This window comes from Pseudomonas persica, from assembly GCF_900291015.1.
In the GTDB taxonomy this organism is placed as follows: domain Bacteria; phylum Pseudomonadota; class Gammaproteobacteria; order Pseudomonadales; family Pseudomonadaceae; genus Aquipseudomonas.
The window spans coordinates 48,511-66,778 of sequence record NZ_OLKL01000027.1 but is presented as its reverse complement, the minus strand read 5'-3'; the positions used below and the strand labels follow the sequence as shown (position 1 = coordinate 66,778).

Annotated in this window: 15 protein-coding genes and 3 pseudogenes; 12 read left to right on the top strand and 6 right to left on the bottom strand. The window is 56.0% G+C overall.

Annotated elements, in window-relative coordinates:
- Window positions 1-2: 2 nt before the first annotated feature.
- The 3 genes from FQ664_RS13320 (at window position 3) to FQ664_RS13310 (ending at window position 2,989) form a co-directional block, all read left to right on the top strand.
- The gene (locus tag FQ664_RS13320; protein WP_144172355.1) at window positions 3-1,280 is read left to right on the top strand and encodes a bifunctional O-acetylhomoserine aminocarboxypropyltransferase/cysteine synthase; all 1,278 of its coding nucleotides are present in this window, start codon (window positions 3-5) and stop codon (window positions 1,278-1,280) included.
- Window positions 1,281-1,344: 64 nt separating this feature from the next.
- Window positions 1,345-2,109, top strand: coding sequence for a hypothetical protein (locus tag FQ664_RS13315; protein WP_144172353.1), 765 nt, complete (start codon window positions 1,345-1,347; stop codon window positions 2,107-2,109).
- Between the two features lie 295 nt (window positions 2,110-2,404).
- Window positions 2,405-2,989, top strand: coding sequence for a GNAT family N-acetyltransferase (locus FQ664_RS13310; protein ID WP_144172351.1), 585 nt, complete (start codon window positions 2,405-2,407; stop codon window positions 2,987-2,989).
- Here the strand turns inward: FQ664_RS13310 and FQ664_RS13305 are convergent.
- Window positions 2,964-3,602: a LysE family translocator gene (locus tag FQ664_RS13305; protein ID WP_144172349.1), complete on the bottom strand. Its 639-nt coding sequence runs from the start codon at window positions 3,600-3,602 to the stop codon at window positions 2,964-2,966. The genes FQ664_RS13310 and FQ664_RS13305 overlap by 26 nt on opposite strands.
- Window positions 3,603-3,715: 113 nt before the next feature.
- Between FQ664_RS13305 and FQ664_RS13300 the strand changes: the two genes are divergently transcribed.
- Window positions 3,716-4,159, top strand: a complete 444-nt coding sequence (locus FQ664_RS13300; RefSeq protein WP_144172347.1) for an Lrp/AsnC family transcriptional regulator — start codon at window positions 3,716-3,718, stop codon at window positions 4,157-4,159.
- A gap of 210 nt (window positions 4,160-4,369) precedes the next feature.
- Here the strand turns inward: FQ664_RS13300 and glsB are convergent, their stop codons facing one another.
- Entirely contained in the window at window positions 4,370-5,278 is a 909-nt protein-coding gene (gene glsB / locus FQ664_RS13290) for a glutaminase B (protein ID WP_144172345.1), read from the bottom strand.
- A 215-nt stretch (window positions 5,279-5,493) separates the two neighbouring features.
- Between glsB and FQ664_RS13285 the strand changes: the two are divergent.
- A pseudogene (locus FQ664_RS13285) lies at window positions 5,494-6,197 on the top strand (GGDEF domain-containing protein).
- A 52-nt stretch (window positions 6,198-6,249) separates the two neighbouring features.
- Here FQ664_RS13285 and FQ664_RS13280 read toward each other — a convergent pair.
- Both FQ664_RS13280 and FQ664_RS28270 read right to left on the bottom strand, forming a co-directional pair.
- Entirely contained in the window at window positions 6,250-7,044 is a 795-nt protein-coding gene (locus FQ664_RS13280) for an NYN domain-containing protein (RefSeq protein WP_144172343.1), read from the bottom strand.
- A gap of 87 nt (window positions 7,045-7,131) precedes the next feature.
- Window positions 7,132-7,428: a hypothetical protein gene (locus FQ664_RS28270; RefSeq protein ID WP_256675936.1), complete on the bottom strand. Its 297-nt coding sequence runs from the start codon at window positions 7,426-7,428 to the stop codon at window positions 7,132-7,134.
- Between the two features lie 264 nt (window positions 7,429-7,692).
- On the opposite strand from FQ664_RS28270, the gene FQ664_RS13270 reads away from it, so the two are divergent.
- Together FQ664_RS13270 and FQ664_RS13265 are read left to right on the top strand one after the other, a co-directional pair.
- The gene (locus FQ664_RS13270; protein WP_144172341.1) at window positions 7,693-7,935 is read left to right on the top strand and encodes a hypothetical protein; all 243 of its coding nucleotides are present in this window, start codon (window positions 7,693-7,695) and stop codon (window positions 7,933-7,935) included.
- Between the two features lie 165 nt (window positions 7,936-8,100).
- A complete protein-coding gene (locus FQ664_RS13265; protein WP_039615163.1) occupies window positions 8,101-8,364 on the top strand; it encodes a DUF3077 domain-containing protein in 264 nt (87 codons plus the stop codon).
- A gap of 115 nt (window positions 8,365-8,479) precedes the next feature.
- Here the strand turns inward: FQ664_RS13265 and FQ664_RS13260 are convergent, their stop codons facing one another.
- Complete coding sequence (locus FQ664_RS13260; protein ID WP_144172339.1) at window positions 8,480-9,286, bottom strand: HNH endonuclease; 807 nt, start codon at window positions 9,284-9,286, stop codon at window positions 8,480-8,482.
- Between the two features lie 408 nt (window positions 9,287-9,694).
- On the opposite strand from FQ664_RS13260, the pseudogene FQ664_RS13255 reads away from it, so the two are divergent.
- From FQ664_RS13255 to FQ664_RS13240, 3 genes and pseudogenes are all read left to right on the top strand, one after another.
- Window positions 9,695-9,874 (top strand): annotated as a pseudogene (locus tag FQ664_RS13255) (integrase arm-type DNA-binding domain-containing protein); the annotation flags it as partial.
- A gap of 151 nt (window positions 9,875-10,025) precedes the next feature.
- Window positions 10,026-10,301, top strand: a complete 276-nt coding sequence (locus FQ664_RS13245) for a hypothetical protein (protein WP_144172337.1) — start codon at window positions 10,026-10,028, stop codon at window positions 10,299-10,301.
- A 259-nt stretch (window positions 10,302-10,560) separates the two neighbouring features.
- On the top strand, window positions 10,561-12,621 hold the full coding sequence (locus FQ664_RS13240; protein ID WP_144172335.1) for a hypothetical protein: 2,061 nt from the start codon (window positions 10,561-10,563) through the stop codon (window positions 12,619-12,621).
- Between the two features lie 96 nt (window positions 12,622-12,717).
- On the opposite strand, the pseudogene FQ664_RS28040 reads toward FQ664_RS13240, so the two are convergent.
- Window positions 12,718-15,658 (bottom strand): annotated as a pseudogene (locus FQ664_RS28040) (DEAD/DEAH box helicase).
- 296 nt (window positions 15,659-15,954) lie between these two features.
- Between FQ664_RS28040 and FQ664_RS13230 the strand changes: the two are divergent.
- Window positions 15,955-16,338, top strand: a complete 384-nt coding sequence (locus FQ664_RS13230; RefSeq protein ID WP_144172333.1) for a nucleotide pyrophosphohydrolase — start codon at window positions 15,955-15,957, stop codon at window positions 16,336-16,338.
- 24 nt (window positions 16,339-16,362) lie between these two features.
- A complete protein-coding gene (locus FQ664_RS13225; RefSeq protein ID WP_144172331.1) occupies window positions 16,363-18,231 on the top strand; it encodes a DUF2075 domain-containing protein in 1,869 nt (622 codons plus the stop codon).
- Window positions 18,232-18,268: the final 37 nt, after the last annotated feature.

Genomic DNA, 18,268 nt, shown 5'->3' with positions numbered 1-18,268 from the left:
GCATGAAGCTGGAAACCCTCGCCATCCACGCAGGCTTCAGCCACGACCCGGCCACCCGGGCAGTGGCCGTACCGATCTACCAGACCACCTCCTTCGCCTTCGACGACACCCAGCACGGCGCCGACCTGTTCGACCTGAAAGTGGCCGGCAACATCTACTCGCGCATCATGAACCCCACCAACGATGTGCTCGAGCAGCGCATGGCCGCCCTGGAGGGCGGGGTCGGTGCGCTGGCGGTGGCCTCGGGCATGGCCGCCATCACCTATGCCATCCAGACCGTCGCCGAGGCCGGCGACAACATTGTCTCGGTGGCCAAGCTGTACGGCGGCACCTACAACCTGCTGGCCCACACCCTGCCGCGCATGGGCATCCACACCCGCTTTGCCGCGCATGACGACATCGCCGCCCTGGAGGCACTGATCGATGAGCGCACCAAGGCGGTGTTCTGCGAGTCCATCGGCAACCCCGCCGGCAATATCGTCGATATCGCCGCGCTGGCCGAGGCCGCCCATCGTCACGGCGTGCCGCTGATCGTCGACAACACCGTGGCCACCCCGGTGCTGTGCCGGCCGTTCGAGCATGGCGCGGATATTGTCGTGCACTCGCTGACCAAGTACATCGGCGGCCACGGTACCAGCATCGGCGGCATCGTCATCGACTCCGGCAAATTCCCCTGGGCCGACAACAAAGAGCGCTTCGCCCTGCTCAACACCCCCGACCCGTCCTACCACGGCGTCACCTACACCGAAGCCTTCGGCCCCGCCGCCTTCATCGGCCGCTGCCGCGTAGTGCCGTTGCGCAACACCGGCGCGGCGCTGTCGCCGTTCAACGCCTTCCTGATCCTGCAAGGCCTGGAAACGTTGGCCCTGCGCATGGAGCGCCACACCGAGAACGCGCTGAAGGTCGCCCGCTACCTGCAAGCCCACGAACAGGTGGCGTGGGTGAAATACGCCGGGCTGCCCGACCACCCCGAGCATGAACTGGCCCAGCGTTACACCGGCGGCAAGCCGGCGTCGATCCTGTCGTTCGGCATCAAGGGCGGCCAGGCGGCCGGCGCGCGCTTCATCGATGCGCTGCAGCTGGTGGTGCGCCTGGTGAACATTGGCGATGCCAAGTCGCTGGCCTGCCACCCCGCCTCCACCACCCACCGCCAGCTCAACGACGAGGAACTGGAAAAGGCCGGCGTACCTCGGGACATGGTGCGCCTGTCGATCGGCATCGAGCACAGCGACGACATCATCGCCGACCTGGCCCAGGCCCTGGAGGCCAGCCGCGGCTGATTCACCTGCGCCCCATCCAGTGCCGACGGCGGGCGCACCTTCATCAAGCCTGGATACACCCGCAATGACCCTGTTCTACCTGAAACTCATCGTCACCCCCCTGCTGATGTGGGCCATCTCCCTCGCCTCGCGACGCTGGGGTGGCCTGCTGGGCGGGCTGCTGTCCGGCCTGCCGATCACCTCGGCGCTGGTAATGACCTTCCTGTGCCTGGAACAGGGCACGGCCTTCGCCCTGAGTGCGGTACCCGCCGCGCTGGGCGGCCTGGCGGCGGTGCAGGCTACGTATACCTTCTACCTGTTCGCCACACGCAGGCTCGGCATTGCCCCGGCCGTATTGCTGGCAATGCTGTTCTATGGCCTGGCGGCCTATGCGTTTACCCACGGGGGCAACCTGTACCTGTCGATTGCCGTGGCGCTGGTGCTGATAGGCGTGCTGATACGCGCCAGCGGCCGCGAGCCCAGGCCGGACACCCTGGCCCGGCCCCGGCATCGGTTTTGGGAGATCCCCTTGCGCATGGTGTCTGCCACGTCCCTGCTGATGGTGACTACCAGCCTGGCTAACTGGCTGGGCCCGGCGACCAGCGGGATGTTGGCGCCGATCCCGGTGATTGCCTGGCCGCTGGTGGTATTCGCCCATGTGCAGAACGGCCGGGCCGGGATGGCGGCGATGGTGCGGGGCAATGCGATCGGGGCGGTGGGGGTAATAGCGTTTTATCTGGTGTTGGCAGGGCTGCTCGATGCCTGGGGTGTCGCAATTGCCATCAGCCTGGCCATGCTTGGCGCGGTGGTATTGACTGTTGGGCTGGCTAGCGTATTGCGCCAGCGCTGATTCACCAGCCTGCGGGCTGTCTCCATTGGGGCTGCTTTGTCATGGAACTGCACATGACTCATTGGATTGGCAGGGACACTGTGGGAGCGGCTTTAGCCGCGAACACCGGCACAGCCGGTGCCATGCACCGCGTTGGATTGTTCGCGGCTAAAGCCGCTCCCACAGGGTACGCGAACTGCTTGGCAACTCGGTTCTCTACGCCACAGCGCAGGCCACAGGGCAGTGAACGCTCGACACGAACGGATCCATCACAGACCATTAAAAGCCCCAAAAAGGATGCCCAGGAACGAATGCCATGGATCGCCTTCCGACGCTGTTCACCGATCGTCTTGTTCTCACGCCACTCCAGTTGCAGGATGCACCCATCATCCAGGCGTTGTTCCCCCAATGGGAGGTAGTGCGCTACCTGGATCGTCGTGTGCCATGGCCGTACCCGGAAGATGGCGCGCTGGTCTATGTGCGCGATGTCGCCCTGCCGGCCATGGCAGCGGGTCGTGAATGGCACTGGATGATCCGCCTGCGCAACGACACCGAGTGCACCATTGGCAGCATCAGCCTGTTTGAACAGCCTGGTAACAACAGAGGCTTCTGGCTTGCGCCGCAGTGGTGGGGAAAAGGCTACATGCGTGAAGCGTGCCGGGTCATCAATGCGTATTGGTTCGAGACATTGTCGCGTCCGCTCATGCAGGTTCCCAAAGCGCTTGCCAACCACGCGTCCCGCAGGGTCTCAGAGTACGAGGGGATGCGCATGGTAGGCGTGCGAGACGGTGATTTTGTCTGCGGGCCGATGCGCGTCGAAATATGGGAGATGACACGCGCTGAGTGGCTTGCAGTCGGCATGGGTTCGACATCAGCTACAAGACCAGGCGCAACCCGCTGACCACCTGGGCAAAGCCGAAGGTGCCGATAGCGACTGCGGACATTGCAGAGATGGCCCGCATGAACGAGACCGGCATCTTCCTGCGCAAAGCCGCCGTTAGCCCACTCAGGCACAGCCACCACGCAGCAGAGCCCAAAAAAATTCCAGCCAGCATCGAGAAAGTGCCAACCCACATCGCGTTACCCGCCTGTGGCTCGCCGGCCAGCGGGTCGAGTGCCGCAAAAATGGCAATGAACGCCAATATTGTCATGGGGTTGGACAGGGTTAAGCCGAACGCGGTCAGGAAGTCGCGAGTGACTGCCGTAGAGGCTGCCACCTCTGCTGCATGCCTGGCTTTCCGCGCGTCGCGGGCAATACCCCAGGCCAGCCACATCAGAAACGCCCCACCAACCACCTTCAGAAAGGTTGCCAGCGACGGTGCAGACAGGGCTACCCCGGTAATGCCAATTGCCCCGAGCAACCCATAGAGGGTATCGGCGCTTGCAGCCCCTAACCCTGTCGCAAGCCCTGAACGAAAGCCACGCTTCAGGCTGCGCTGAACGCAGAGCAGGCCAATCGGGCCGACTGGTGCAGCGATGGAAAAACCAATGACAAGCGCCTTGATGAACAACATGAGCCCCCTCCATACGGTACGCATCGATCATGGAGGCATGGTAGGCATAGCTTGGGTGGGGCAGAATGGGTTTTCTAAGGAAGATTGGTCTTTTGCCTAAGGAATTAAGCCACATGGATGACATTGACTGGAAAATCCTTGATCGCCTGCAGGGCAATGGTCGCATGACCTATACAGAGCTTGCACGGCAGGTCCACCTCTCGGTGCCAGCCGTCACCGAGCGTGTCAGGCGCCTTGAGGAAGAGGGAGTGATCGAGGGCTATGCGGCGCGGGTCAACCCGATAAAAGCGGGCTATCTGGTTGGGGCCATGTTAGCCATGACAGTCCCCCAACCGGCCAAGGCAAAATTCCTCAAGCTGCTAGGTTCGATGCCGGAAGTGCTGGAGTGTCATCACATAACAGGAGCAGATTCCTACATTTTCCGTGTAGTCGCCGCCAGCATGAGCGATCTGGAGCAGCTAATCGAAAAGATCAACATCTATGGAGAGACGCGAACATCCATCGTGATGTCGACCCCGATCCCCGCACGGGCAATTGAACGCCCCACTCGATCGTAACCCCATGAGATGGAGGGGCCGCTTTGCGGCCCATCACCGGCAAGCGTGAACGCCCACAGGATCACCCCAGTCTTCAAGGCAGCCGCAGTACCTGTGGGAGCGGGTTTACCCGCGAACACCGGCGCAGCCGGTGCCATACACCACGTTGCATTCTTCGCAGGTAAACCGAACCGCCACACCGCCGCCTTGCCCAACGAGCAAGCCCGCCAATCAGAACACCGACCAGCCAATCCGCGAACTGAGCAGTTCAAGCGCCGCCATCCCGGCCAGAGAGTTACCCGCAGCATTCAACTCCGGCGACCACACGCACACCGTGAATTGCCCCGGCACGATGGCCACAATCCCGCCCCCTACCCCACTCTTGCCCGGCAACCCCACCCGGTAGGCGAAGTTCCCTGCTTCGTCATACAGCCCGCTGGTGGCCATGATCGAGTTCACCTGCTGGGTCTGGCGCGGGGTCAAAATCTGCTCACCGCTGTGCTTGCAGAAGCCATCGTTGGCCAGGAAACAGAACGCCCGGGCCAGGTCGAGGCAGTTCATTTGCAGCGCGCAATAGCTGAAATAGCTGCGCAGCACCGTCTCCACCTCGTTATGGAAGTTGCCGAACGACTGCATCAGGTAAGCCATGGCCGCGTTACGCGCGCGGAATTGGTACTCCGAATCGGCAACGCGGGCATCGATCGAGATGTGCGGATTGCCCGATAACCGCCGTACGAAATCGCGCATCGACAACGTGGGGGCAGCGAAGCGCGACTGGTTGATATCGCAGATCACCAGCGCCCCCGCGTTGATAAAGGGATTGCGTGGCCGCCCGCGCTCGAACTCCAGCTGCACCAGCGAGTTGAACGGCTGGCCGGAAGGTTCATGGCCAAGCCGCTGCCAAATGGCTTCCCCGGAGTGGCCAATCGCCTGAACCAGGCTGAACACCTTGGAAATACTCTGTACCGAAAACGGCACCAGCGCGTCGCCTGCGCAGTAATAGCTGCCATCGTTGCCATAGACTGCGATACCCAACTGGTTCGCAGGCACATCGGCCAACGCAGGAATGTAGTCAGCCACTTTGCCCTTGCCGATCAAGGGACGTACTTCTTCGAGAATCTCGTTCAACAGCGTTTGCATGGAAGGCCCTGTATCAGTCCCCCAGGCGACGGCTAAGGGGGTAGCATTCTTGACGAAGGTTGGCCGGGAGAAATCACACACTCGACAAGAAATTCCCGGCCAGCCCTGTAGCGCATGGCTTCTAGCCATCGCCTATGCTGTGCTTGTTTCGACGGATAGAGAACATGTAACTGCCAGGGTGCACAAGCAACTCACCAAGGAATGGAGAATCAACGATGCCAGCTTGCCCGTTACCCGCTGACGAAGCGCTGCGCCAGCGCACGCTCGATGACATGAACCTGGTCGATACGCCCGCCGAGCATTACCTCGATACTTTGGTACGGCTCACCCAGGATCTGGCCCACGTGGACACTGTGCTTATCAGCCTGATCGATCAGGACCGACAGTGGTTCAAGGCCCGCATAGGGCTTGAGGCAAGCGAGACGACGCGCAGTGTTTCCTTCTACTGTGGAACCGCGGCGCGCTGACGGCTTTTGATGAGCATGAACGGCGATTGGCAGAGGTAAACGGCTTACATCTGGGGGCGGTTTATGCCGACCTGGATCATTTCAAAGCCATCAACGACAAGTACGGCCATGGCGGTGGCGACAAGGTGCTGTGCGAAGCGGCCCGGCGCCTGCGTGCGGCACTTCGCCCCGACGACCTGCTGGTGCGCCATAGGGGTGAGGAGTTCGTCGCAATTTTGCAGGTTAAAGACAGCGAAGAGCTGACGCGGATTGCCGAGCGGGTTCGTGAACAGCTGGGGGCCAGGCCGATGCAGTTGCCCAGTGGTCAGTTGAAGGTAACCTTGAGCATAGGGTGCACCCTGTTCGCCAAGGGTGAAATGCTGGATGACGGACTGGAACGCGCCGATAAGGGGCTCTATACCGCCAAACAGAGCGGGCGGAACCGGGTTGTCTATGTAGCGCCGTCACTCTGAGCCGAGCACGATCCGGGCTGTACGGCATTTCTTCTTGCACATCAGCCCGAACCTAGCGGGAGGTTTTGTGGCGAACGTAAAGCGCAGCCGTGCCCCCGGAAACCGGCCGCGCCTGCAGCTCGAATACATGTGGATGTCCCTTGATCAAATCGCTCAGCTTCTTGAAACCATGCGTGCGCGAATCGAACTCAGGTCGGAGCTTGGTCATGTTGGCACCCAACGCCCCCAGGTTCGCCCAGCCCTCCTCGTCAGCGAGATCGTCCAGAATCTTGCTGATAAAGCTAACTGGAGCTTTGGGCTTTTTACGAGCGACTACTTCTGTGTTCGGCTTACCGGCCCCTGCAGTAGCATCAACCTCCACTGCCACTTCCTCGCTAGCAGAAGACAAGACCTCCTCCCGCAAAAGCTCGGTGTAGATAAACTTGTCGCAGGCAGCCACGAATGGTTTCGGTGTTTTTTCCTCCCCAAACCCATAAACGGTCAGACCTTCCTCACGCATGCGCGAAGCTAGCCGAGTGAAGTCGCTGTCGCTCGAAACCAGGCAAAAACCATCAAACCGTCGGGTGTAGAGCAGGTCCATCGCATCGATGATCAACGAGCTGTCGGTTGCGTTCTTCCCTTTTGTGTAGGCGAATTGCTGTATGGGTTGAATGGAGTAATCGAGAAGAACCTTTTTCCAGCCACCCAGTTGGGGGCCAGTCCAGTCGCCATAGATACGTTTCACGCTCGCCACACCGTACTTGGCAATTTCCTCGAACAGCCCCTCAACGATGGCGGCCGGGGCGTTGTCGGCATCAATCAGTACAGCGAGGTGTTTTTGTGAGTGGTTCACGCTGTAAGTGGCCATGATCCGTCCTTGAAAAGAATCAACCATATCGTCAGCGGCTCCAGAAATCTCCCCCTTTTCAATATTCAATCGGATCGTTCACGCGCTTCAGCCTGCACCGCCAGCTCCGATCTCATCCATGAAATCCGCAAGAAACACTTCAAGCCGAGCATGACGCTCAGCAGCCAGCCGAGCCCATGACCTGCCTTGGGCCAGATGCGAGCGGGTCAGTTTCAAGGCTTGGGTGGCGAAAGTCCATTCGGGACCGTTTGTTGGCATCGCGACATAATTGGATACAGGGATTCGGGAGGGAAACGCTTTTTGAGATCTACAGAGCAGCCAGCGTTGCATGCTGCTAGGGTGGACGGGCAAATAGTCAGAATTAACCCCTTTCTTGTAGGCCATTTCCCAAAGATAATCCCTGCGCCTGTTTTTCGTTGCACGTGGAAATCGTGAGTCCTAGTCTCGACCCGTCGCTGCCAATTCAGCGACCGGTTTTGACAGGCCGTCGATTGTTGTCCGTGTGCATACGCTTATGGCGGCTGTACGTGCGGGCACCCTCGTGTGCGCCGAGTGCCAACAATCTCGGTCTGTCAACCCGCGTACAGCTGCCACCCTCCCGTTTGACAGCGAGGTGGATAGCAGCTCAACCATTGTTGGAGCGTAAGCATGCTGAAGATAGTCCCAGATCCACCCCAAAATACTCTCTGCCTTGAAGACACCCTGATCCAAGCCACGGACTACGCGCTATGCGCGGCGACCGTCGTGCATCAGGCAATGCTGCTGCAGCCCAAATCGCCGGCGTCGATTCTGATGATGGCCTCGATGCATGAGCTGGAGACGCTGCGAGCCTTGCTTGAGTCCGCGCTGGTCCAAGTGCAGATGCCTACTGAGCCTCGGGCTGTGCACTAAGGCTTCATTGATGTGTCGCTTGGTCCGGCCCTATCGCCGTCAAACCGGGCTCCCACATAGATCTGAGCTGTGCCACAGCTCTCGAGGCCTGTGCAGTACCTGTGGGAGCTGGCTTGCCGGCGATGAGGCCAGACCAGGCACTAGAGATTTCGGGGAGATTGAACAATGGCCACAGAAGAAACCAAATTTACCGTCGGCAAAACCACCTTCTACCAAGGGGAAAACCAGACCCATCCCCTCTTCCGTATCGAAGCCGGCATCCCTTGCCAGAGCGCCCGCGAACAGGCCTCAGAATTGATGGGCTACGCAAGGGATATGACCTTGGACGGATTAATGGAAGACAAACCACAGCTGATCTGGGCCTCGCATTACCTCTGCGCATTAGCCAAGGCACTGATGGATGATGCCGAGCTGGGCATGATGCGCTGAATCACCCTTCCCTCACTGGATGCCTTCAAAACCTAAGTCCATCCTCAGTTTTGAAGGCGCTCCAGCTGCCCACCCCACCTGCACACCCAGGCGAAGTTAGCGTGCGCTTAGCTGTCTACTGGGACTCGATTACCCATCGCCCGCGCAACATTCCTTTCAATTCGTCAACACTCAGAGTCATATCTCTCTTGCGATGGACTACCGCGTGACAGTTGGCGCACAACGTCACGAGGTCTGTCTCAGGGTTCACGGTCTTCTCCCCACCAAAGTCCGAAATCGGTACTACGTGATGTACGTGAATGAAGCCCTTCGCGTGTTCGCCGTATGCCTGTTCGAAATCAAACCCGCATGCCTTGCAGTCCAACCCGTGGATAGCGATGGCTTGTACCCTTAGATCTTTCCGACGCTCGTAACGAGTTCCAAAGTAGCTTGTTTTGCTGCCTTCACTGTACGATTCAAAGGTAAGTGGATCACCTTCGGTATTCGGCGCAGCCGCGTCAGCACGCGAAGGCTGAAGCTTTGCATGGCCTAAGATGGCATCGTAATCGGATTGAGAAATTGGCCGAACGCCATCACGCCAGTAGTTACTCAGGCGGCGGGCGGGAATGGTCTCCAGGTACTCGCCGTCAATTTTCGAGGGGACAGCGTCTTCAAACCGCGTGAAGTCTTCAATCAGAGCAAACAGATCGCCCTTATCGCTCCTCCGGTCTGCGTAGACCTGGCCTATACGTGCCTTACCAAAATAATGCGGATCGGCGCTGAGGCGGACGGAAGCAAAGGCTTTATCCTTCATGCGCCCTTTGTAGTAGATCACTTCGGTTCCCTGAGCGAGCCACGTTTGGTAGCGCTTGGGGAAATGATAGACAGCTCCTGTCTCGTCTTCCCACTGCGATGTGTCGTTTTCAACGATGACGACGGGCATTTCATTTTCCTCTCGACTGATGGCAAAAGCCTACCAAAAAAGAGGAAATTTCCTACGACACAATGAGAAGCTGGCCCCGTTTCCGGAGGTTGTGGAACTGGCCATGCCCTACACCGCCGAAATTGCTCTTGGGGTTTGCGTTACCCACATTATTCCGCGAACCTCACTAGCTTATAGTTAGCGAGTTGCGGACGCAGGTTCAGTTCCCCCCGGCTCCACCAAATGATCAAACAAAGACGTCCACGGACGTCTTTTTTTGTGCCTGCGACCCAGCAAATACGCGGCCTCCAGCGCTTTTGCGGTCTTTTGAGAGTTTTTGAGTTCCAGCCGTTCGGGTATTCCAGACGGTATTCCAGCTCACCCGGTGCTAATCTTTGGAATACCAAATCAGTGCTTGAGGACAATCTCATGCCTGCTCAAAACCTCCGTCTCTCCGATCGACAACTCAAGGGAGTCAAACCCGCGTCCAAGGATTATGTCCTCACGGACGGTGACGGTTTGCAGCTCCGCGTACGCAGCAACGGCTCGTTGCTGTGGAATTTCAACTACCGCGAACCGGTGACCAAGAAGCGCATCAACATCGGCTTCCCGGCCGATAAAAATCCACGCACCCACGCCAATAGGGAATGGACTGTACCTGACTGACAGTCAGGCATGATCATGAGGCCCGGCGGCAAATCAGCTATGAGCTCGGGCACGGTCGGATTGATGTGGTCGCGGCCTACATTGGGGGGCGGACATGAGAAAGCCATTTGATATGGAGTTGTTCCTGGCTGGCGTGCTGACCGGATCTCACGCCAGCCGCCAACGCCATGTGCGACAGGCGAGAATCATCCAGGCTGAGATCGCAGAGCGCTGGCAGCGACAAGAGCCTTGGACTTGGCAGAAAAAGCACGTGGCTTGGTTTCTTGAGCAAAGACTAAATCGACGAAGCGATGCAACACGCTATTACTATCTGCTGACCGTGCGGCTGCTCGCTCGTCGCTTACAAAAAACATGGGTTTTCAATCTATGAGTAACACCGGCTGCTATCCACTCATAGCCACCGTTCGGCGCTGACAGCAGTCGGCCATTAGCTGCCCTTACTGAACGGCAACTTTGATTTGGGAGCAAACGCTCGGGGGCATTCAAAGACTTGTGCTCCCGGCTTTACGGGAATTTTGCCAGCGGTGACAGGGATGGCTTGATGTGAGCCGTACAAGGGAATATCGTCTGGCTGCGCTATCAGCTGCGAGGTAGACCATTTCCAACAATCGAGGCAGGGATTTCTCGCTATGAACCACTCCCAAACAACGCTGTTGAAACTAGCCCGTGATCGACAACTTCCCCATCCAGCTATGCTAGAGAAGTTTAATATTTCCAGCTGGCTTCAAGCCTATGAGTGGACTAGGGGCGAGCGAACCGAGGAGCGCGGTTTTCTCAATGGTGTTAGCTGGCTCAATGAGCATTTCCAGCGCGTACAAAATACTCGTCAGCAATTCACTTTCAGCCGAGAAGCTCCGCTAAGCGCGAACGAACTTATCCAAGCACACTTGGGTGCCGCCAATCACGCATTCTACCGGATTTCCGAGGAACAGATGGCGCTCATGACGGGACAGCCCGACGCGGCGATGGAACAGTATCTTGACCTTAAATCCACCCTTACTAATGGCGGCGTTGAGGTTGATCCTAATACCTTGAACGCGTTTCGGCTCGATAGCTTATGCGGGCCTTTCTGGGAGCTATTAATAAAGTATAGAGATGACATAGACCAGGTCTTTCCTGAAGCTCGTCCTCATCAACTGGACAAATTCATATTCTTTGAGAACGAAACCTCAATGGCCCAGATTTTTCATAGCTTCTCGCGAATCTGGCAGGATTTGCTCTACGGCGAGGTCAGATTTTTCCCGCATCCAAATGGAGTGGTACTAGCCTCCACCACACCTGACCCACATTTGATCAAGGCCGTCTCCAAATATCGTCGGGATCACCATAACGCCACCAATGCAATGCATATCGTCCGTGATTGGAAAAGCCGGCGCTTGATTGCTGAGTCATTGTTATACGAAGGTCAATACCTACATTACCAAAGCTCGGGTAACGTATTATCCTGCATTCGATGGCAGGATCTATCGGAGGAGGCGCAGATGTCGGCTTTCTATCATTGTGCCGCCCCGCACTACATGGTCGACGAGCACCTGCATCCCTTGCTAGACTCAGCATCCGGCAATACCAAGGATAAGGCAATCCGCAATGTTTTGAAGGTGTGGTTTCACTTAGCGATTCTTTCAATTCAGATTAAAGAGAGGGCTTTATCCAAGCCATCGCCAAGGCAGTGGGACGAGCTGCTGGACTTTGCCCCAAGAATTCGGCTGGACGATTTGATTGATAACCTAGTGCGTTGCACAAAGATGACTCCAGAAGACGTAACGATCATTATCGAGATGCTCTCCTACGACGCCCGCAGCATCCAAAACGACCTTTGGAGCCAACCCTTGCTGGTTCTTGATGAGTATGTATGTTTCCCAGTGAGCGCCCTGCTGACTGCTAGTATTGGGCGAAATTTCGACACTTGGCTGCAGCGGATAGACCCCAATTCCAAACGACGTGGCAAGTTATTCGAGCTAGACATGTTAAAAGTTATGCAAGAGTGCCGATCAAACAACCCAGTACTGGCTGAGCACCTCTACTGGACCGCGGCATTGAAATTCAAGTACGCGCCAAAAAAATTTGAAGAAATTGATCTGACATTTGCCCTAGGCAATTTGATAGTAATCGCTGAACTCAGAAGCCGGCGCACACCGATCACTCCGCTAGATTATCACAACGAGATCTTCGACAACAATGGAATAGAATACAAAACTACTCAAGCCAGCCGAAAAGCAGAGCGAGTCCGCGAAAATCTACAAGAATTCTGCGCAGCGCACTACCCGTCACTCATAGGCCGCAATGACATTACGGTTATGCCCTTAGTGATCATAAACGGCCAGTTTCATGCAGGGTATCCCCGCAACGGTGTGCCTGTGCTGGACCCCCACCTGCTCAAACACTTCCTCAAAGACGCGCAAGCGAGATTCTACGGGAACATAGATGAAACCACGGGCCACATGTACAGCATCCCCCTGTATAGCTCTCTGGACGAGGCGGTCCGAGTGTTTCCTCAATATGCTAGCTGCCCAACATTGATCAGTCTCTACAACGCACTGACCACGCAGGTTTCCGCAAAATACGAGGTTCCCGGCAAAGATCTCCCCCCCATTTTCACCAACACCTTAGAAATTTCTAAAGTAACATCTGAGCGCTACATGCAGATCTTGGAGAAAATCGCCAAAGGCAATCTTCGCAAAAACTTTTGACTCCTACTTATAGGCTATTACCAAAGGGAGCCTAGGAGGTGCGGATCAAACCATGACATCAGCGGAATCAGCTGCAATTCCGCTGATGCAAGTCAATCAAGGGCTAACAATGACCCTGATGTCCGAGCCAGAGATGCTCTTGATGTATGAGTAGCTCGTTCCCAAGACGGCCAGTTGCTCCTTCGATACCTTCTTCGCTGATATCGCAGGCTGCACGATCACAAACTTGAAGATCAGCTCATGGTCGTGGCATTTGTTGCGCAGGATCTCCAGCTGCTGAGGCGTGCCTTTCAGGATTCTGTCGAAGTCCTTCAGCAGTCCTTGCTGGTAGCGATCCATTAGCCGGTTGAAGAACTTGTCGCCGGTGTAAAGCCATTTCACCGACCTGGATGCCTGACCGCATACTTCATAGACATCGGCGACGCGCGCCCCAGGCGCAGCCACGCCATCCGTCATAGGACAGAATTTGCAGTGATACAGGTCGACGTAAATGGCATCCTGGTTTTCCCGAATTGCCACCAGGTCAGCGATTTCGCCTTTGCCGTCATCGTTGAACACGATTGAGTAATCGTCAGCGATCTTGTCGAAAGTGAACCCTTGTACTGAATCCTTGCGTCGTTCCGCACGCATGGACTCCTGATGGATTTTCGTCGTTCCCCAATCCCAGGCTTCGAGCAAACCGGCAGGTAGTTTTACATCCATGCTGTTGAGCGAGTATTGACGGTAGTTCCCCTGCACCATGGATCCGTCGACCTTGAGAAGTACCAGCGGCTCTCCATCCAGATAAGAATCCAGTGGCATTTCGTGGGGGTAAAGGATCTTCACACCTGGGCAAGAGGTCTTGTACCCATCCTCCAACAATTTGATGGCGATGGTGGTCAGCCGGCGCTCCTCACCCTCGTTACCCGCAACAATGACGGGGATCTCCAGCGTCCGTGCATCAATGTACTCAGGCTTACCAAGCTCGACATCGAGCAGGTTGAAAGTCTCTCCCTGAAAATACAGCGAGATCCTTTGCTCGTTTTCGATCGCGATCGACACAGGCCAGTCGGCGTAGAACAGCCCCTCTGGCCATTTGCCCTTGATTTGGTCGGCACGCATGACATTTTTGAGGACGTCACCAGGGTCAATGGTGTTGTCGTTGAGTTTGACCGCCATTCGCTTGCACCACTCGACCCAGTAGTTTATCGGAGAGGAGTTCATCTCCCAGATCTTGCCCTTGTGCGAGCAGCCTACGGTGGTTCGTTCTCCATCCTCAAAACCAGTGGCGAAGATGTTCGACTTTGTCGCATTGCCTTTCTCGATATCGCTGATCACCTGGTTGATGTCGCGCCCCACATGCATCGTAAACCGCAGGTCTTTCCGGGCGCGGGACAGGCCAACGTTCTGAAGCTTCATCAGCTTGATGTCGTGGAGCGTCCGGAACGCCGGCTCACCATTGATGCGACGGGAGTCTTTGGCCACAAGGTTCAGGAAGCGAGTTGCCTGAGTGTCGTCACCCGAGGTGTGAATGAAGAGGGTTTTCTGCGCTTTGTCATAGAACGCGATGTAAAGATTCCAGTTGGTATCGACGATTTCTTCGGTCTGAGCCCAGCCAACTAATGTCTCTCGCCGGGTTACCGCAATAACGGTATCGGCTTGCTCATTGATCGAGAAGTACTGCAGTACCTCTCTACGCCCGTCCAGACTCTGCGCCCGCTGCGGTGTCCAGTCTTTGGCAGAGACGTGATACGCCACGGCGCTGATTTTGGGGGTCGGGTTGAGCCCAAAGATCACCTGGGCATCGTCACCCTCAGCGAACTGTTCGTTGAAGTCCGCCTTCTCAATTTCCCGGCTGACCTTTTTCTCACTTACATTGCGAATGACTGCCCCCCCAGTCAGCACTCTCCTTATAGAGGTCAGCCATCTGATGGTCGGTCTTCTGGTTAGCGATGTTCGCCACGAACTTGGCATCGCCTAGGGCCGCATCAACCCGTGTCAGCCGGCCAATGAACTGGAGCGTCACTGCAGGGCTTTGGTGTTGGTCATGAATGGCAGCAATTTTGAGCTCGGGCAGATCGAAGCCCTCACCAAGCATATCGACGCACACGATGATCCGGTGCTTCTTCTTGATAATTTCAGCCATCACCCTAGCCTGATTCGGCACATTGCTATGAATCAGTACCGGCGTGAGGTCGGGGTGCTGCTTGTATATCTCAAACAGGTCCGACGCCCGCTTGTGCGACTTTGCCCGCACCATCATCAGATGGTTATACCCAGCCTTGAGGTCAGCCCTGAGCAGCTCAACAGCCTTGTCTGCGATGGCCTGATCGGACAGCTTGAGGTTATATTCTCGTACCGGATGGAACTCGATACCTTTGAAATAGCCGTCAAGCTGCGCATCCCGGAGCGGGTAGTTGTAGATAATCTTGCCAGCTAGAGCCAGACCATCCTCCCGGAATGGCGTTGCAGTGAACTGAATACATGGTTTACCCATGAAGGCGGTTTTGATCCGGTTCCAGCTGGCAGCGGCGACATGATGAGCCTCGTCGATCATCAGGTGGCTGCACATGTTGACCAACGCCTCCAAGGCGGCCTCTTTGAATAACAACAGAGCCTGGGGAGTGGCCACAATGATGTTGGCGCTAGCCAAATCAGCAACCTGGTCCTCTGACAGCTTTGAATCGATGGCTGCAACAATGGGGTTGCGCGCCGTGTCCGATACTGCCCCCACGGAGCGGAGCGTCTTCATCTCCGTACACTTGCCCACCAACTGCGTTCTTAGGGCATCCGAGGGAACCAAGATCAAGGTCCTGGGCATCCTCGCAGCGATGATCAGCGCGAGCATGGTGTCGGTCTTCCCTGTACCGGTCGGCATAACCACTGTGGCCGTCGAAGAGGGATCAACCACCAGATGTCCCAAGGTGGCATAGAGCGCAGCCAATTGCGGTTTGCGCAGCCCGGGTACGTTCGTCTTGGGATCGTCGAGACTGAATTTGAAGAGATGGTTTTGCCAGCTCTGGTACACATCCAAATGCGTTATGACTACGTCGTCCATGGTGATTACCTGATGGCAGAAGAGACGTCTCAGGAAAGAGGTGGCGATATAGTAGCACGCCCATTATTGCCTGCACGGCCTTAACCAATTAGACAAAAGGACAAACCCGTCGAGGCCCGCATAGGTTTGACGAATTGTCGTGCTCGCTTTTGGCCAAATGCTGAGCACTGGCATCAATCCGACCAGTAGCCGACAGGTGAGGCTAAACACAAAAAACTGCGAAAGCGGTAAAAACCCTTACAATCCAAGGCCGGATTTCCTACACATTGTCCCCATCGTTGCCAAAGAGATAGCCCGTGAGTGACTCAGAAAGCGCATCCGCGCCACTGGTTGACGTAGTGAAGCTTGCCGCGTCCCTCCAACGGTTCGCAGATGATCGCGACTGGCAGCAGTTCCATTCCCCCAAAAATCTCATCCTGGCGCTCACTGGTGAGGTAGGAGAACTGTGCGAGATTTTCCAATGGATGAGCGATGCCGATTCGCTCTCTGTAGCTAAAGATCCTGAAATCGGTCTGGCCGTAAAGGACGAACTGGCGGACGTACTGATGTACCTGGTTCGCCTTAGCAGCGTACTTGGTATTGACCTCAACGAAGCAGTGACGCAGAAGCTCGCCTCAAATGGCCGGAAGTATCCCGTCGATAAAGCCAGAAGCAACAGCAAAAAGTACGACCGACTCTGAACAACACGCATTTAAGGACAACCCGTGATCGTTTACGCTGCGACCAAACAGCAATTTCTTAAAGACAACGATAACGATGACATTGAGGAGGTGATCCTCAGGCATTACAAGGAAGCTACTGGCAAGAACGTTGGCTCCTCGGAAATCAGGTCGTGGCAAGGATCCCTGACGTACATGGCCAAGGTCCTTAGAGATGAGGGCCTGCCGAGCGATGCAGGCCTGGCCATTGAATTGCACATTCCGCAGTCGTCGAAGCGAATCGACTTTCTACTCACCGGTCGCGACGAAAACCAGGCAAAAAAGGCCGTACTGATTGAGCTGAAGCAATGGAGCAAGGCCAACGCCACAACCAAAGACGCCATCGTCAAAACGGCGTTGGGTGGCGGCCTCATTGAGACCATTCACCCGTCCTATCAGGTTTGGTCATATGCAGCGCTGCTGGAAGGCTTCAACGAGGCGGTGTATGACAAAAGCATCGAAATCCGTCCGTGTGCCTACCTTCATAATTACGTCAGCGACGGCGTCATAGATTCAGCTCACTACGAGCCCCACATCAGCAAGGCTCCGCTATTTCTGAAAGGTCCGGAAGAGCTCAGTAAACTCAGAAGCTTTCTGAAAAAGCACATAAGTCATGGCGACAACAAAGAGATTCTTTACGAGCTGTCCGAAGGAAAAATTCGCCCTTCCAAGGCGCTAGCCGAAGCGCTCGGGGGGTTGATGAAAGGCAAACCCGAGTTCGTATTGATTGACGATCAGAAAGCAATTTTTGAGTCGGCGCTGGCGGCGGCAAGCGAGGCCTCGGACGAAGCATCCAAGGTGATGATCATCGAAGGTGGACCGGGCACCGGGAAAACGGTTCTGGCTATCAATCTGCTGGTGAAGCTCACCGAATTGAAGCTGATGAGCAAATACGTCTCCAAGAATGCTGCCCCTCGCAAGGTCTACGAAAGCAAACTGGTTGGCACCATCAAGCGCAGCCATTTCTCGAATTTCTTCTCAGGCTCTGGGGCATTCATCGACACTGAGCCCAACACATTCGATGCGCTTATCGTGGACGAAGCTCACCGGCTGAATGAGAAAAGCGGGCTTTATGGAAACCTTGGGGAAAACCAGATCAAGGAGCTGATTGACTCAGCGAAATGCTCCATTTTCTTTATTGATGAGGACCAGCGTGTAACCTTGAGCGATATCGGCAGCAAGCAGGCGATACGCGCCTTTGCAAAAGCCAAGGGTGCAATGGTTGAAGAACACGTGCTGTCTTCGCAGTTTCGCTGCAGCGGTTCTGACGGTTACCTGGCATGGCTGGATGACACGCTAGGCATTCGCTCGACGGCAAATCCGACGCTTGAGACTCAAGAGTACGAGTTTAAGGTGTTCGACTCACCTCAGGCGATGCATGACGCAATCAACGACAAAAACCACGGAAACAAGGCTCGTGTGGTCGCGGGCTATTGCTGGCCTTGGTTGAGCAAGAAAGACCCCACCGCTGCTGATATCGTCATTGGTGACTACAAACGCCAATGGAACCTGGATCAGGATGGCAGCCTATGGATCATCGCTGAGAACTCCATCGAACAGGTTGGCTGCATTCATACCTGCCAAGGTTTGGAAGTCGACTACATCGGGGTGATCATCGGGCCAGACCTAGTCGTACGTGACGGTAAGGTAGTAACGTCCCCGGATGAGCGCGACAAGCACGATAAATCGATTCGCGGCTGGAAAAAAATGATGAAAGAGCAACCTACCCTCGCGAAAAATGAAACAGACCTGATCATCAAGAATACATACCGAACACTGATGACACGCGGGATGAAGGGTTGCTACCTGTACTGCACCGACAAAGAGACTGCGCATTACTTTGAGAGTCGGCTTAACCAACACAGCAATCATTGACGCTATCGTTCGGTAGAAGCCTCTGTTCATGCGAGTG